Raw genomic sequence first — 14,764 nt, forward strand, 5'->3', positions numbered from 1 at the left:
GTTCCACCAGAACAAGATAGGAACTTCGGCAGATTTCCGTTTTTTAACGCGGGAATCAGCCCTTGGCGGTCTGCGCCAGAACTTCCCCGACTTTTTCGGAGAGCTGCTGGACCGAGAACGGCTTGGGCATGAACCAGGCGTTGGGGATGCCGATCTGCTTGCGCAGCTGCTCCTCCGCATAGCCCGACATGAACAGCACCGGCAGGTCGGGCGCGAAGCGGCGAATCTCGCGCGCCATGGCTGGACCGTCGAGCGTGGGCATGACGACGTCGGAGACGACGAGGTCGAACTGGCCGCCCTCCTCCACCAGTTCGAGGCCCTCTTCACCGTCGCGCGCGCAGGTGACCTGGTAGCCCTGCCGGGTGAGCGCGCGTTCGGCGACGATGCGCACCGGGTCCTCATCCTCGACCAGCAGGATCGAGCCGCCGCCCGCCCACTGCGTCGGCGGCGGGGTGGGGGCGACGATCGCCTTTTCAGGGAGACTGCCGGGGGTCGCATGGTGGACCGGGAGATAGACGGTGAAGCGCGTGCCGCCGCCTTTGCCATTTTGGCCCACGTCGGTCTCGGCAAAGATGAAGCCGCCCGACTGCTTGACGATGCCGTAGACGGTCGAGAGGCCGAGGCCGGTGCCCTTGCCCTGCTCCTTGGTGGTGAAGAACGGCTCGAAGATCTTGCCGAGGATTTCGGGCGGGATGCCGCCGCCGGTATCCTCGACGATGAGCGCGGTGTACTCGCCCGCCGGGATGATCTCGGACCGCATCGCGCGCACGTCGGTGGTGGTGATGCGGCGGGTCGCGAGCGTCAGCTTGCCCGCACCGTCGCCGCGCGATTGCATGGCGTCGCGGGCGTTGACGCACAAGTTGACGATGACCTGCTCGAGCTGCGTCGGGTCGGCGCGGACGGGGCCGAGATCGCGGTCGTGGGTGACGGCAAGCTGGATTTTCTCGCCGATCAGGCGGCGCAGCATCTGCGAGACGTCGGCGACGACGTCGGGCACCTGGATTACCTCGGGCCGGAGCGTCTGCTGGCGCGAGAAGGCGAGCAACTGGCGGGTCAGCGAGGCGGCGCGGTTGGAGTTGGCGCGGATCTGCTGGATGTCGTCATAGTCCGAATCGCCCGGCGTATGGCGCATCAGCATGAGGTCGCAGGTGCCGAGAATGGCGGTGAGCACGTTGTTGAAATCGTGCGCGACGCCGCCCGCAAGCTGGCCCACCGCCTGCATCTTGGTGGCCTGTGCGACCTGACGCTTGAGGCGCATTTCCTCAGAGGTATCGGTAAGCCCGAGCAACACGGCGGCATCGCCAAGGCCGCGCACGCCCGCGAGGCTGAGCGAGACGGGATCATCCGGCTGACTGGTAAGGCGTATCGCGAGGTCTCCCGCCGCAGCCGGGCCTTGCGCGAAGCGACGGATCGCTTCGGACAGCGCGCGCTTGTCATCCTTGACGACGAGGTCGGTCGGGTAGGTCGGCGGCTCCTGCCCTTCGTGGCCGGCCGCGCGCATGAAGGCCGGGTTGGCGAAGAGGAGGCGTCCGTCGCGGTCGGCCATGGCGAGGCCAAGCGGGAGCTGGCTGAGAAGTGCCTCCAGATGCGGCGCGGAGCCGGTGCCGCCGCCTCCGGTGCCGATGCCCTGCGAGGCCTCGACCACGAGCATCAGCGACGGGGTCGTGTTGGGGTCGGCCTCGTCGGTACGGTCAGGGTCGGTGACGGGGACGTGATAGAGCACCAGCGCGCCGCCGCGCCCGCCATCACGCGCCCAGCCGATCCGCTCGCCCTCCTCCTGGCCGAGCAGCGCGACGAAGTCGGCGCCGGTCATGTCGGCATGGGCATCACCGGTGGCGCGCAGGGCGAAACCGGCGCTCGCGGCGCGGATAGTGCCGTCGGGATCGACCAGCGCGGCGGCGATGCCCGCCTTGGAAAGGCCGCGTCCCAGCTTGCCATCAAGCTGCGCGACGAGTTCGCCGACCGGGTCGCTGGAGCCGATGGCGCCGATGCGCCAGACGAGGAAATCGTCGCCCCTGCCGGTGCGGCGCACGTCTGCGCGCCAGTGGACGCCGTCCTCGTTGGCGATCTCGGCCGTGCCGTGACCGTCGCGCCAGGCGCGACGAGTGGCTTCGGCGAGGCGTTCGAGCGAGATCGGCAGAACCGGCAGGCTGGGCGGCGCGGCAGCGGGGCCGAACCAGTTCTCGAAACAGGAATTGGCGCAAGTCAGGCGCCCGGCACGGTCGGTGACGGCGATCGCCATGTCGGCGCGCTCGATCCCGGCGACGGTGACCGACCAGTCGGGCTGGGCGAACTCGACCTCGGCGGCCGGCGCGCGGCGGCGGGCAAGCGCCCATGCGCCTGCACCGAACACGAGGATCGCGGCAAGGAACGTCGCCATCAGCAGCACGTCGCCCGAGACGGTCCAGATCAGCACGGCGCTCAGAAGCAGGGCTCCGACGACGACGAGGACGTCAGTGCGCAGTCCGGGGCGCGGTATGCCAGAGTTCATGCAGAGACTTCATTCATGCGGGGGTTTCCGTCGGGGTTTCGATGCGATCCCGTTTCGGCCGCAGGCGGCGAGCGCGGTGCTTGTGGCCGATCCACCAGCGCCAGAACCACAAGGTCAGGAAATAGCTGACGAAAGCGGCGATGACCGACTGGATGAACAGGCCGATCACCACGGCGGGTGCGGTATCGGAAAGCAGCCAGTGCCACCACTGCTGGAAACCCGCGCCCTCACGAACCATCGCGTTCACCGTGGCGATGTCGGCGTGATAGCCGAAGCTGTTGCCGATCGCGACCGCGAGCGGGAGGATGATCAGCAGCGTCGTGAACGGATTGGAGATGAAGGTCACCGCCGCCGCGAGCGGGATGTTGCCGCGAAACGGCACGCACATCAGCGCCGCGCCGACGATCTGTACGCCCGGAATCAGCGCGAAGATGCCGATGAACATGCCCACTGCCATGCCGCGCGGGACCGAGCGGCGGGTAAAGCGGAACAGTTCCTGCCGCCTTGCGAAAGGCGCGGTGAAGCGATTCCCCTCAAGCTGGGCGTGAGTGGGCATCTGCCGGTGCAGCCACACGGACATGCGGTGGAGGATTGCGCTCATCCCGGCTCAGCCGTGGTCGCGCATGATGCGGGCCTGGTCGCGCTTCCAGTCGCGGTCCTTGATCGTCTGGCGCTTGTCGGCGGCGTTCTTGCCCTTGGCGAGCGCCAGTTCGACTTTCGCGCGGCCCCGGCTGTTGAAGTAGATCGACAGCGGCACGAGCGTCATGCCCTTGCGCTCCACCGCGCCCTGCAGACGGGAGATTTCCCGTTCGTGCAGCAGCAGCTTGCGGGGGCGCTTGGGCGTGTGGTTGAAGCGGTTGCCGTGGCTGAATTCAGGCACGTTGGCGTTGACCAGCCAGCATTCGCCGCCGCGAATCTCGGCGAAGGATTCAGCGATCGAACCCTCGCCGAAACGGAGCGACTTCACTTCGGTGCCGGTGAGCGCGATGCCGGCCTCGAACTTGTCCTCGATATAATAGTCGAACCGTGCCTTGCGGTTTTCCGCAACGGTCTTGAACTTGTCGAATACGGAGTTTTGAGGGCGTGCCATGATCAGCCGCATGTAGGGACAAGACGGCGAAAAGAAAACGCCCCTTTGATCCGGTTCAGCGCGAGAAATCCTCCACGCGCCACGAAGCGGCCGAACCGGATGGACAGCCGCGCTCGCGAATGAACGGCGGTGTTAACGGATTGTCATCGCCTTCCGGATCAACCTTGCGTTGCAAACGCCCGGAATTGCGGGAATATCGCGTGCAAATTCGGGGGAATTTCTCATATGCGCACAGTCCTGCGGGCGGCCGTTCCGACCGCCCTTCTGTTCCTGCAAGTGCTGCCGGCAGCTTCGGCGGCGACGGTCGAGCCGCCACCGCTCGATGCCTATGGGGAACTGCCGCGCGTGGAGGATGCCGCCCTCTCGCCTGACGGCGGTTCCATCGCCAGCGTCGCCCAGTCCCAGGGCGAACGCCGGATCCTGGTGGTCACCCGGGACGGCAAGGTTCGCTTCAACGCCGCCAGCGGCACCAACAAGATACGGCGGATCGACTGGGCCGATGCCGACACCCTGCTCCTCACCAACAGTGCCACCGTGCCGCTGTTCGGCTTCACCGCAGACAAGGTGGAGATGAACGGCACCGTCCTGATCCCGCTCAAGGCGGGGAACGAGACCGGGCTGGTCTTCGGCAAGAACCGCGCGATCGTGAATGCCACGCGCGGCCGCTATGGCCTGCGCACCATCGGCGGGCGCACGGTAGGTTTCTTCGGCGGCATCGCACTCGACACCACCACCCGTGGCGAGCCGAGTTGGAAGCACGGGCGCACGACGCTCTACGCCGTCGACATCGCCACCAACAAACCGCGCGTGGTCGCTCCTCCTGCCTCGGAAAACCATTATCGCGACTGGCTCGTCGATGCCTCGGGCACGGTCTCGGTCACGCTCGACATCGCGGAGGAAAGCGGCCTGTGGACGATCGACACGCTGCGCGGAAAGGAACTGGTGCGCGGCGTCGACCCGACCGGCGACGTCAGCCTCGTCGCCTTCGGGCGCGGCGGGGCGAGCGTGATCTACCAGATCGAGGACAAGGACGGCGTCCAGCATTGGTTCGAAGTGCCCCTCGCCGGGGGAACGCCTCAGGAGTATCTGCCCGGCATCGCCATCGATCGCCTTTTCGTAGACCGCACCACCGGCATCCTCATCGGCTACCGCACGATGGAGGAAGTGCCGCGCACGGTCATGGACGATCCTGTGCAGCAGCACGCCATCACCCGCATCTTCAAAGCCTTCGCGGGCAGGCAGGTTGACCTGATCGACTGGACGCCGGGCTTCTCCAAGGTCCTGCTGCGCACCAGCGGCAACCAGGACAGCGGCACCTGGTATCTCGTCGACGTCGCGCAGCGCCGGGCCGATCCGGTCGGCGACGAAAGGCCAAGCATCGCTCCCGAGCAGGTCGGACCGATCTCGGCCATCGACTACAAGGCGCAGGACGGGCTGGAGATGGACGGCATCCTCACGCTGCCACCGGGACGCGAGGCCAAGGGACTGCCGCTCGTCGTGCTGCCCCACGGCGGCCCGGCCGCCTACGACAAGCCTGCGTTCGACTGGTGGGCGCAGGCTTTCGCCTCGCGCGGGTATGCAGTGTTCCAGCCCAACTTCCGGGGCTCGACCGGACGCGGAGACGCCTTTCGCCATGCCGGTGACGGCGAGTGGGGCCGCAAGATGCAGACCGATATTTCAGACGGCCTCGCCGAACTGGCCGGGCGCGGCATCGTCGATCCGAAGCGGGCCTGCATCGTCGGCGCGAGCTACGGCGGCTATGCCGCACTGGCCGGGGTGACGATCCAGCAGGGGCTCTACAAGTGCGCGGTCTCGGTGGCGGGCGTCGCCGACATCAAGCTGATGTACGACACCGATCTTCGCGAAAGCGGGGGGTCCAAGATGCTGGGCCGTTCACTGGTCGAGCAACTCGGCGACCGCAAGGGCTTCGACGCCGCATCGCCGCGCCGCTTCGCCGCACGGGCCGATGCGCCTGTGCTGCTGATCCACGGCAAGGACGATACGGTCGTCCCCTACCGCCAGAGCCTGGTCATGGCCGATGCGCTGAAGGATGCCGGTAAGCCCTACGAACTGGTCACGCTGGCAGGCGAGGACCACTGGCTCTCGCGCGAGGAGACCCGCAAGCAGATGCTGGCAGCGGCGATGCGCTTCGTTCAGCAGCACAATCCAGCGGAGTGAGGCGAAAAGGCGCGGCGCCCCAGACTTGTGCCGGGGCCCCGCGGAAGCCTTACACCAGCCCGGCGTGGACCAAGGCCTCGTCCACGGACTTCATCGCCGCTTCGCCGCACGTGACGAGCGGCAGGCGCAGTTCGTTTTCGATCCAGTCGTGGACTTGCGCCAGCGCGTACTTGCACGGCCCCGGCGAGCTGTCCTCGAACATGGCGTAGTGCAGCGGGTAGAGGCGGTCGTTCAACTCGCGCGCCTTCTCCAGATCATTGGCGGCGCAGGCGGCCTGGAACTCGGCGCAGAGCGCGGGCGCGACGTTGGCGGTCACCGAAATGCAGCCGACGCCGCCCGCCGCATTGAACGGCAGGGCCAGTTCGTCATCGCCGCAAAGCTGCACGAAGTCCTTGCCGATGCCCATGCGGTGGTCGGTCACGCGGCTGAGGTCGCCGCTGGCGTCCTTGATGGCGATGAAGCGGCCGGGGAAGCGGCGGGCGAGTTCGCAGACCGTCTCGGGCAACAGGTCAGTGACGGTGCGGCCGGGCACGTTGTAGAGCACGATCGGCAAGTCGTTGTTCTCGGCAAGGTAGCTGAAGTGCGCCAGCAGGCCCGCCTGGCTCGGGCGGTTGTAGTAAGGCGCGACCAGCAGCGCGGCGGCCGCGCCGCACTTCTTCGAGAAGTTCATGTGCAGCAGCGCGTTCATCGTGTCGTTGCTGCCGCATCCGGCGATGATCGGCACGCGGCCCGCCGCCTGCTCGATGCAGACTTCGATGACGCGGTGGTGCTCGGCGTTCGACAGCGTCGAGTTCTCGCCGGTGGTGCCGCAGGGGACGAGCGCGGAGGAGCCCGATTCGATCTGCCAGTCGACGAGGCGGCGGAAAGCCTGTTCGTCGAACGCCCCGTCGCGAAACGGTGTGACAAGCGCGGGAATCGAGCCGGAGAACATGGACTTTACCTCTTAGCGATGCTCAATGATCGCTCAGCCGGGGAACAACCCCGCTTGCCGAACGTCACGTTCAGCGCCTGATAAGGAGCCTCTTGAGAAAATGTCCAGCATGTTGCGCGCCCCCCACCTGCTGCTGAGCATTTCTTTCACCGTTTTTGCCGTTCCCGCACTCGCCCAGTCAACGTCGCCCTACGGGACGCCGGACGGCCGCGAATGGGATGCGGCAAGGGCGCAGTCGATGCAGACGCACGACATGAACGTCCACCAGTCGATCGACCAGTGGAAGCTGCTGAGCGCCAACGACCGCATGGGCTTCGCCGCCTATACCTCGTTCCTGCTGACCTATCCGGGCTATCCGCAGCAGGACAAGATCAGGGGCTATGCCGAAAAGGCGCTGCTGACCGAATCGCCCTCGGCCCAGGCGGTGATCGGCTACTTCGACCGCTTCGCCCCGATCGGCAGCCGCGCGGCGGGCCGTTATGCCGTGGCGCTCTCGACGATGCGCCGCGCCGATGCCGCGACCAATGCCGTCGCCGCCTGGCGCATGGGAGCGCTGATCGATTCGGACGAGGCCACCCTCCTCGGCCTTTATCGAGGCCAGTTCACCGCCGCCGATCACGACGCGCGCATGGATGCGCTGCTGTGGCAGGGCGAAACCGCGCAGGCCGAGCGGCAGATTTCCTTCGTCTCCGCCGCGCGCCGCTCCGAGTTCATGGAGCGCCTGACGCTGCTGCAAGGCTCCGCCCCCGGTACGCTGGGGATGAGCCTGCCCTCCGGCATCGCGTCCGACCCCGGCTATATCTACAACCGCGCGGTGCAGGCGCGCCGTTCGGGCAACAGCGCCGGTGCGGTGAGCCTGCTCGCCAATCGCCCGCCGCTATCGCGCCCGGTAGCCCAGCCCGAGCAGTGGGTGCGCGAACTGCTCACCGCCGCGAAAGCCGCCGACGCATCGAGCGCGGTGCGCATCGCCACCTCGATCGACGACGCCTTCGCCCCCGGCACCGACGTCAGCCGCCAGTCCTTCCGGGTGCGCGACGACTACACCACGCTGATGTGGCTGGGCGGGACCAAGGCATTGTGCAGCCTCTCCAGCCCGCGTCAGGCCGCACCGCTGTTCTACCGCTACGGCGCCGCCGCGCAGACGCCGGGCACGCGCTCCAAGGGCTTCTACTGGGCTGGCCGCGCCGCCGCGATGGGCGGCGACACGGCGGGCGCCAACCGCTACTTCGAGATGGCGGCGCAGTATCCGCAGTACTTCTACGGCCAGCTTTCGCTCGAACGGCTGAGCCGCCCGATCCCCAACCTCGACACCCGGCCGAGCGCGGTGCCGAGCATGGCCCAGCGCACCTCGTTCGCCTCGCTGCCGATCACGCGGGCGGTGCGCGACGTAGCCCGCGACGCCGACTGGCGCACCGGCGTGCAGTTCTACCGCGAGATATCCAACCAGGCGCAGACCGCCGAGGACTACGTGCTCGTCGCCGATCTGGCGCGTGAGATCGGCCGCCGCGACCTCGCCGTCATCATGGGCCAGAGCGCGCATGCGGGCGGGTTCGACCAGTTCGGCAAGATTTCGTTCCCGCTGGTGCCCACCCCCCAGGGCACCGACTGGACGATGGTCCACGCCCTAGCCCGGCAGGAGAGCCAGTTCGCCCAGAACGCGCTCAGCCACGCGGGCGCACGCGGGTTGATGCAGCTGATGCCCGGCACCGCGCGCGAGCAGGCGGGCAAGATGAGCCTCGCCTATGACGAAGGCGCGCTGATCAGCGATCCCAGCTACAACATCCTGCTGGGCGACGCCTACTTCCGCCGCGTGAAGGACTACTTTGGCGGTGCGCTTCCGCTGGCCATTGCCGCCTACAACGCCGGCCCCGGCAACGTGAACAAGTGGCTGCGCGCCAACGGCGATCCGCGCACCGGCTCCGTGGAGTGGCTCGACTGGCTGGAGCAGATCCCGATCTACGAGACCAAGAACTACGTCCAGCGCGTGCTGGAGAACGCCGTGGTCTACGAGACGATGTATCCGGAGAAATCGGACTACAACGGCGCGAACAAGCTCTCGCGACTGATGCCGGGCAAGCGCGCGCCGGGCTGATCGCTGCGCCCGCCCGGTGATGTACCTCGAACATCTGCTGCTGGCGCTGGCGGTGCAGGTCCTCGTCGCCCGCCTGACCGGCAACTGGTGGACCGGCGCGGCACTCGCCAGCGCCTATTTCATCGGGCGCGAGGCGGCGCAGGCGGAGTATCGCTGGATCGAGCAGTTCGGCCACGGCCTGCGCGCGAACATGCCGTGGTGGGGGCCGTTCGATTTGCGCGTCTGGCCCAAGCTGGACCAGTGGATCGACTGGATCGGCCCGCTCGTCGGCACCTGCGCGCTGGCGTGGTTGATGACGCGCAAACGCCGCTTCTAATCGAGCCGCACTCGCCCTATCAGCGGCGACATGAAACCCGCCGGTCCTCCCATCTCTCCCACTGGCATGGCCGCCTTGCGCGCCCGCTACGACCACCTGCTCGGCAAGGAGCGCCCGGAGATCGTGGAGATCGTATCGTGGGCGGCGGGCAACGGCGACCGCTCCGAGAACGGCGACTACCTCTATGGCCGCAAGCGCATGCGCGAGATCGACCGCGAACTGGCCTTCCTCGCCCGCCGCATGAAGGTGCTGCGGGTCGTCGATCCGGCCGACCAGACCGAGCGCGGCAAAGTCTTCTTCGGCGCCACCGTCGAACTCGCCGACGAGGACGACGAGCGCCTGACCATCACCATCGTCGGCGACGACGAACAGGACGCCTCCACCGGCCGCATCGGCTGGAGCGCCCCGATCGCCCGCGCCCTGCGCGGCGCAGGCGTGGGCGACTTGCGCATCGTGCGCCTCCCGTCCGGCGAGAAGGAGTGGGAGATCATGGCGGTGAGCTACCCATGATGGAGTTGAGCGTCGAAGCGATCGGCTTCCTCATCGCCATCGCCTTTCTTGCGGGCGGGGTCGACGCGCTGGCGGGCGGCGGCGGGCTGCTGACGATCCCGGCGCTGATGGCAGCGGGCATACCGCCCGTCTCTGCGCTGGCGACCAACAAGCTGCAGAGCACCATCGGCACGTCCTCCGCCTTCCTGACCTTCCACCGCGCCGGGCATGTCGACCTCAAGGCCTTCGCCTTTCCGGCGCTCGGCGCCTTCGTCGGCTCGGTAGCGGGCGGAACTGCGGTGCAGTTCGTCGATCCCAAGTTCCTCGCCGCCTTCGTGCCGGTGCTGCTGATCGCGATGGGGCTCTACTTCCTGCTCGCCCCGCCGATGAGCGAGGTCGATCGCCACGCCCGCGTCGGCCGCGTGGGGCTGACGCTGATCACCAGCGGCATCGGTTTCTACGACGGCTTCTTCGGCCCCGGCACCGGCTCGTTCCTGACGACGGCGCTGGTGGCGCTGGGCGGACTTGGCCTCGTTCGCGCGATCGCCAATACCAAGTTCCTGAACCTGTCCACCAACGTCGCCGGGCTGCTGGCGATGATCGCGGGCGGCAAGGTGCTGTGGCTACTGGGCGCGGGCATGGCGGCGGCGAACGTCGCGGGCAACCAGGTCGGCGCGCGCCTCGCGATCCGCTACGGCGGCAAGGGCGTGCGGCCGCTGCTCGTCGTCATGTCCTTCGCACTGACGGTGAAGCTGCTCTCCGACCCGAAGAACCCGCTGTGGAGCTTGTTCTGAATGCTTCGCTTCGCGGCTCTCCTGTCCCTGTCATGCCTTGCGCTCGCCCCCTCGGCACACGCCCGCGAGAGCCTCGGCCTCTACGGGACCTGGGGCGCCTTTCGCGATCCGCTCGTCCCGCGCTGCTACGCCATCGCCAAGGCCGAGCCGAGCGCAAAGCGGCGTGACTACCAGCCTTACGCGGCGATCGGCACGTGGCCGAGGCGCGGAGCGCGGGGGCAGGTGCATTTCCGGCTGTCGCGCAAGCTCGCGCAGAATGCGGTGATCACCCTTCGCATCGGTGACAGGCGCCTGCAACTGACCGGCGGCGGCGGCGACGCATGGCCGCGCAGCGATGCCGACAACGCCGCGATCAGCGCCGCCATGCGCTCTGCCCGCACGATGACCATCGGCGCGCGCGACGACCGGGGGCTGCCTTTCGGCGATACGTATGTCCTGCCCGGGGCCGCTTCCGCCATGGACGCCGCGCTGATCGGCTGCGCCCGGCTCAGATAGAAGAAGGGCGGAGCCACGGCCCCGCCCTTCCCTCGCCATGAGGTCGTGAAACCTTAGAAGCGCACGCCCACGCCCGCCATGACCTGGTGACGGTCGAGGTCGAGGTTGAAGCGCTGGCTGTCGGGGATCTCGTTCGTGTAGTCGATCTCGCCCTTGCTGTAGTTCGAGTAGCGATACTCGATCTTGGCGAAGACGTTGTTCGTCACCGCCTGCTCGACGCCCGCACCGATGCGCCAGCCGTCGGCATCGATGTCGCGATTGGTGTCGACCGTGCCGAAGGTGCTGCGCACGTCGAACTTGGCGTTCGTGTAGCCACCTTTGGCATAGAGCATCGTCTTCGGGCTGATCACGTAACCGACGCGCGCGCCGACGTAGAGATCACGGTTCGCCTTGACGTTGCCGAGGCCGAAGCCCTCGAACTCGCCGTCGTTGAAGCGGGTTTTGGCGGTGGACCAGGTCACTTCCGCCTCGGGGCCGACCACCAGGTTGCCCGCGCGGAAGTCGTAGCCCGCGCCGACGCCGTAGGTGAACCCGTCGACCGTCTTGTTGTTGTCCTCGTTGACGTCGTCGTCAACGCTGCTCCCCGCCTTGGTGGCGTCGTAGCCGCCCAGCGCCTCGACGTGGAACTGCGAGAACGGATCGACCGGCGCGACATTCTGCGCGAAAGCCGGAGCGGCCGAGGCCATCGCGGTTCCTGCGGCAAGACAAACAAGGATCTTCTTCATAAACGGTACTCCAAAAACGATCCCGTGAGGCGGGCTGTTCCCGCTTGCCCATCGGGCTTCCAGCAAGCGGGTCGCCCCGCCTTGGACTGGTCAAAAGCGGATGGACCGCCCGGAGTTTCCTGAACCTAACACAACGAAAACGTTGATGTTTTTCGGCAACACTGCGTCGATGGATGGAGTATCTGGCGCGATGTGTGACGGGAACCTGACAAAGCGCTCGCCGTTCGCGCAGGCTCGCGCGGGCGGGCATCTTCCGTTTCGGGGCGATATGCACTATATGCCCGCCGATCATGTCAGAGCAGCACATCTCCACCGCAGCGGTCTCGACCGCCGCCGGCCTCACGCCGATCCCGGGCAACGTCGACCCGATGACCGTGGCGCGTCCCTCCCTGGTGGACGGCGTGACCCCGCGCGAAGACGGGCGCATCGACCTCATCGGCCTTCCCAAGAAGCGCATCGCCGAACTGTTCGAAGGCGCCGGGCTGGACGTGAAGGCCGCCAAGCTGCGCGCCAAGCAGGTCTATCACTGGCTCTACCACCGCGGCGTGACCGAGTTCGAGGCGATGACCGACATCGCCAAGACCATGCGTCCCTGGCTGGCGGAGCGCTTCGTCATCGGCCGCCCGGAGATCGTCGAGGCGCAGCACTCCAGCGACGGCACCCGCAAGTGGCTGCTACGCACGGCGGACGCGCACGACTTCGAGATGGTGTTCATCCCCGACGCCGATCGCGGGACGCTCTGCGTCTCCTCGCAGGTCGGCTGCACGCTCAACTGCCGCTTCTGCCACACCGGCACCATGCGCCTCGTGCGCAACCTGACCGTGGGCGAGATCGTCGGCCAGGTCATGTTGGCGCGCGATTCGCTCAGTGAGTGGCCCAAGAACGCCGAAGACAGTCGCCGCCTCGCCGCATTGATGGACGACATCGGTGACGACGATGACGAGGAAGGCGGCTACCACCCCAGCGGCCGCCTGCTGACCAACATCGTGATGATGGGCATGGGCGAGCCGCTCTACAACTTCGACAACGTGCGCGATGCGCTCAAGCTGGTGATGGACGGTGACGGCCTCGCCTTGTCGAAGCGCCGCATCACCCTCTCCACCTCGGGCGTGATCCCGCAGATGGAACGCTGCGGTGAGGAGATCGGCGTGAACCTTGCCGTCTCGCTCCATGCGGTGACCAAGGAAGTGCGCGACGAGATCGTGCCGGTGAACAAGAAGTACGGCATCGAGCAGCTGCTGCAGGCCTGCGCCGACTATCCGCGCGCCTCCAACGCCCGGCGCATCACCTTCGAGTACGTGATGCTCAAGGACAAGAACGACAGCGACGACGACGCGCGCGAACTGGTCCGCCTGCTCAAGCACTACAAGCTGCCCGCCAAGGTGAACCTGATCCCGTTCAACCCCTGGCCCGGCGCACCTTACGAATGCTCGACGCCCGAGCGCATCCGTTCGTTCTCCGAGATCGTGTTCCAGGGCGGCATTTCCGCGCCGGTGCGCACCCCGCGCGGACGCGACATCGATGCGGCCTGCGGCCAGCTCAAGACGGCAGCGGAAAAGAAGAGCCGCGCCGAGATCGACCGCCTGCTGGCGGAGAAGGAAGCGGCGCTGCTGGGCTGAGGGAAGCCCACCGCTGATGAATGATGAAAGCCCACCCCTGCCCCCTCCCGCCAGCGGGAGGGGAATGAGAGGTCTGTTTTGCCCTCCCGCTGGCGGGAGGGCCGGGAGACTTACGAGCGCAGCGAGTTAGTCGGACGGGGTGGGCAACTCACTCCGTCAGCGCCGCGACGAGTTCCTTGACTTTCTTCTGCCGCCACTGCGGCGTCGGCGCGACCAGCCAATAGCCACGACGGCTCGGCGTTGGCTCACCCACAGCCGCATCGCGCCCGGCGACGCCCGCCGCAAGCAGCGCCGGAATGCGCGCACGGCCGATCCCGGCCAGCGCGGCGGCGATCGCCTGCCCGGCATCGCTCACCACGACCGGCGGCTTGGCCTCTTCTCCCTCACCGTCCGGCTCGGGGTCGCCCGGCCAGCCGATCCAGTCGCCCGAGCCCACTTCGACCCATTCGGCGCTACCGAGCGCCACGCCCTCAAGGTCGCCCGGCCCATCCGTCCAGCGCACCGCGAGGTCGAGGTTAGCTTCTGTGAAATCCGTCATCTCGCCATCGACCAGCACGTATCGCACTTGCGGATTAGCAGCGCGAAATGCGGCAAGGCGCGGTGCCAGCCAGGCGGCGAAGAACTCGCGCGGGCAGGCGATGGTGTAGACGTGGCTCGACTGCCCCGCCTGCATAGCCTGCACGGCGTCCTCGAAATGGAGGAACCCGCTGCGCAGCGCGGCAAGGCCGGCGCCCGCCTCTTCGGTCAGTTCCAGCCCCTTGCTGGTGCGGCGGAACAGCACCACGCCGAGCAGGTCTTCCAGCGCGCGGATCTGCTGGCCGACGGCGGCGGGAGTCACCGCCAGTTCGTCGGCGGCGCGGGTGAAGGAGAGATGGCGCGCCGCTGCGTCGAAGACGCGCAGGGCGTTGAGGGGCAGGTGCGTGCGCTTCATGACGCTTCCCTAAGCGCCACAGTCGCGCGGGGCAATATCAGCCTGCGGTCGCGGGCGCAGCAAGCGGGAAGAAGGGGATGCTGGCGCGGAATTCGGTGCCGTCATCGCGGCGGAAGGTGTAATACCCCTCCATCGAACCCTGCGGCGTCGAAAGCGGGCATCCCGAGACGTAGTCGTGACTCCGGCCCGGTTCGAGCAACGGCTGTTCCCCGACGACGCCCTCACCCTCGACCACATCGACTTTGCCGTTGGCATCGGTGATGCGCCAGTGACGGGTCATCAGTTGCAGCGTGTGGTCGGTCTCGTTCTCGATCCGGATGTGATACACCCAGAACCATTTACCCGCCTCGATACGCGATTGCTCGGGCAGGAAATTGACGGCCACACGCACGGTGAGGCCGTCGGTGATCGCGGAGTGCTGGAACAGTTCCTTCATGACACGGGCAACCTAACCACGATTCTTTCAGGCTACAACCGTGTAGAAGTGAGCAGGTTCCGGCAATCTGCTCCGCTATCGGACTTTGGCTCCCCGAGTAGGATTCGAACCTACGGCCATTCGATTAACAGTCGAATGCTCTACCGCTGAGCTATCGGGGAACGGCCTGCCAGCGTC

General features: G+C 67.2%; 14 protein-coding genes and 1 tRNA gene. 7 read left to right on the forward strand and 8 right to left on the reverse strand.

The features are described 5' to 3' along the window. Nucleotides 1–55: 55 nt before the first annotated feature. The 3 genes from BES08_RS07950 to smpB are packed head-to-tail and all read right to left on the reverse strand — an operon-like array spanning nucleotide 56 to nucleotide 3,581. Entirely contained in the window at nucleotides 56–2,491 is a 2,436-nt protein-coding gene (locus BES08_RS07950; protein WP_069708034.1) for a hybrid sensor histidine kinase/response regulator, read from the reverse strand. Nucleotides 2,492–2,504: 13 nt separating this feature from the next. Beyond that, nucleotides 2,505–3,092 (reverse strand): DUF2062 domain-containing protein, encoded by a 588-nt coding sequence (locus tag BES08_RS07955; protein ID WP_069708035.1) that lies wholly within the window; start codon nucleotides 3,090–3,092, stop codon nucleotides 2,505–2,507. A 6-nt stretch (nucleotides 3,093–3,098) separates the two neighbouring features. Further along, nucleotides 3,099–3,581, reverse strand: a complete 483-nt coding sequence (smpB, locus tag BES08_RS07960; RefSeq protein WP_008831278.1) for an SsrA-binding protein SmpB — start codon at nucleotides 3,579–3,581, stop codon at nucleotides 3,099–3,101. Nucleotides 3,582–3,806: 225 nt separating this feature from the next. Between smpB and BES08_RS07965 the strand changes: the two genes are divergently transcribed. Continuing rightward, nucleotides 3,807–5,759 carry an alpha/beta hydrolase family protein gene (locus BES08_RS07965; protein WP_069708036.1) on the forward strand — a complete coding sequence of 651 codons (1,953 nt, stop codon included), beginning with the start codon at nucleotides 3,807–3,809 and terminating at the stop codon, nucleotides 5,757–5,759. A 49-nt stretch (nucleotides 5,760–5,808) separates the two neighbouring features. On the opposite strand, the gene dapA is transcribed toward BES08_RS07965, so the two are convergent. Continuing rightward, nucleotides 5,809–6,690, reverse strand: coding sequence for a 4-hydroxy-tetrahydrodipicolinate synthase (gene dapA, locus BES08_RS07970; protein ID WP_008831276.1), 882 nt, complete (start codon nucleotides 6,688–6,690; stop codon nucleotides 5,809–5,811). Between the two features lie 100 nt (nucleotides 6,691–6,790). Between dapA and BES08_RS07975 the strand changes: the two genes are divergently transcribed. Genes BES08_RS07975 through BES08_RS07995 form a run of 5 tightly spaced genes read left to right on the forward strand, consistent with a single transcriptional unit; the run spans nucleotide 6,791 to nucleotide 10,876 of the window. Continuing rightward, nucleotides 6,791–8,782, forward strand: coding sequence for a lytic transglycosylase domain-containing protein (locus BES08_RS07975; protein ID WP_069708037.1), 1,992 nt, complete (start codon nucleotides 6,791–6,793; stop codon nucleotides 8,780–8,782). A 19-nt stretch (nucleotides 8,783–8,801) separates the two neighbouring features. Then, entirely contained in the window at nucleotides 8,802–9,098 is a 297-nt protein-coding gene (locus tag BES08_RS07980; RefSeq protein ID WP_008831274.1) for a hypothetical protein, read from the forward strand. Nucleotides 9,099–9,128: 30 nt separating this feature from the next. Next, nucleotides 9,129–9,608, forward strand: coding sequence for a transcription elongation factor GreB (greB, locus tag BES08_RS07985; RefSeq protein WP_069708038.1), 480 nt, complete (start codon nucleotides 9,129–9,131; stop codon nucleotides 9,606–9,608). Further along, the gene (locus BES08_RS07990; protein WP_231958202.1) at nucleotides 9,605–10,381 is read left to right on the forward strand and encodes a TSUP family transporter; all 777 of its coding nucleotides are present in this window, start codon (nucleotides 9,605–9,607) and stop codon (nucleotides 10,379–10,381) included. The genes greB and BES08_RS07990 overlap by 4 nt, the downstream gene beginning before the upstream one ends. Then, nucleotides 10,382–10,876: a hypothetical protein gene (locus tag BES08_RS07995; protein WP_069708040.1), complete on the forward strand. Its 495-nt coding sequence runs from the start codon at nucleotides 10,382–10,384 to the stop codon at nucleotides 10,874–10,876. It abuts the gene before it with no gap. A gap of 53 nt (nucleotides 10,877–10,929) precedes the next feature. On the opposite strand, the gene BES08_RS08000 is transcribed toward BES08_RS07995, so the two are convergent. Beyond that, a complete protein-coding gene (locus tag BES08_RS08000; RefSeq protein ID WP_037520291.1) occupies nucleotides 10,930–11,601 on the reverse strand; it encodes an outer membrane protein in 672 nt (223 codons plus the stop codon). A gap of 290 nt (nucleotides 11,602–11,891) precedes the next feature. Here BES08_RS08000 and rlmN point away from each other — a divergent pair, with 290 nt between their 5' ends. After that, entirely contained in the window at nucleotides 11,892–13,220 is a 1,329-nt protein-coding gene (gene rlmN / locus BES08_RS08005) for a 23S rRNA (adenine(2503)-C(2))-methyltransferase RlmN (RefSeq protein WP_069708041.1), read from the forward strand. Nucleotides 13,221–13,368: 148 nt separating this feature from the next. Here rlmN and BES08_RS08010 read toward each other — a convergent pair whose 3' ends face one another. The 3 genes from BES08_RS08010 to BES08_RS08020 form a co-directional block, all read right to left on the reverse strand. Next, nucleotides 13,369–14,151, reverse strand: coding sequence for a LysR family transcriptional regulator (locus BES08_RS08010; RefSeq protein WP_008831268.1), 783 nt, complete (start codon nucleotides 14,149–14,151; stop codon nucleotides 13,369–13,371). A gap of 37 nt (nucleotides 14,152–14,188) precedes the next feature. Then, the gene (gene apaG / locus BES08_RS08015; RefSeq protein WP_008831267.1) at nucleotides 14,189–14,587 is read right to left on the reverse strand and encodes a Co2+/Mg2+ efflux facilitator ApaG/CorD; all 399 of its coding nucleotides are present in this window, start codon (nucleotides 14,585–14,587) and stop codon (nucleotides 14,189–14,191) included. Nucleotides 14,588–14,673: 86 nt separating this feature from the next. Further along, nucleotides 14,674–14,748, reverse strand: a tRNA-Asn gene (locus BES08_RS08020). Between the last annotated feature and the right edge of the window lie 16 nt (nucleotides 14,749–14,764).

The organism is Novosphingobium resinovorum (assembly GCF_001742225.1).
GTDB lineage: Bacteria > Pseudomonadota > Alphaproteobacteria > Sphingomonadales > Sphingomonadaceae > Novosphingobium > Novosphingobium resinovorum_A.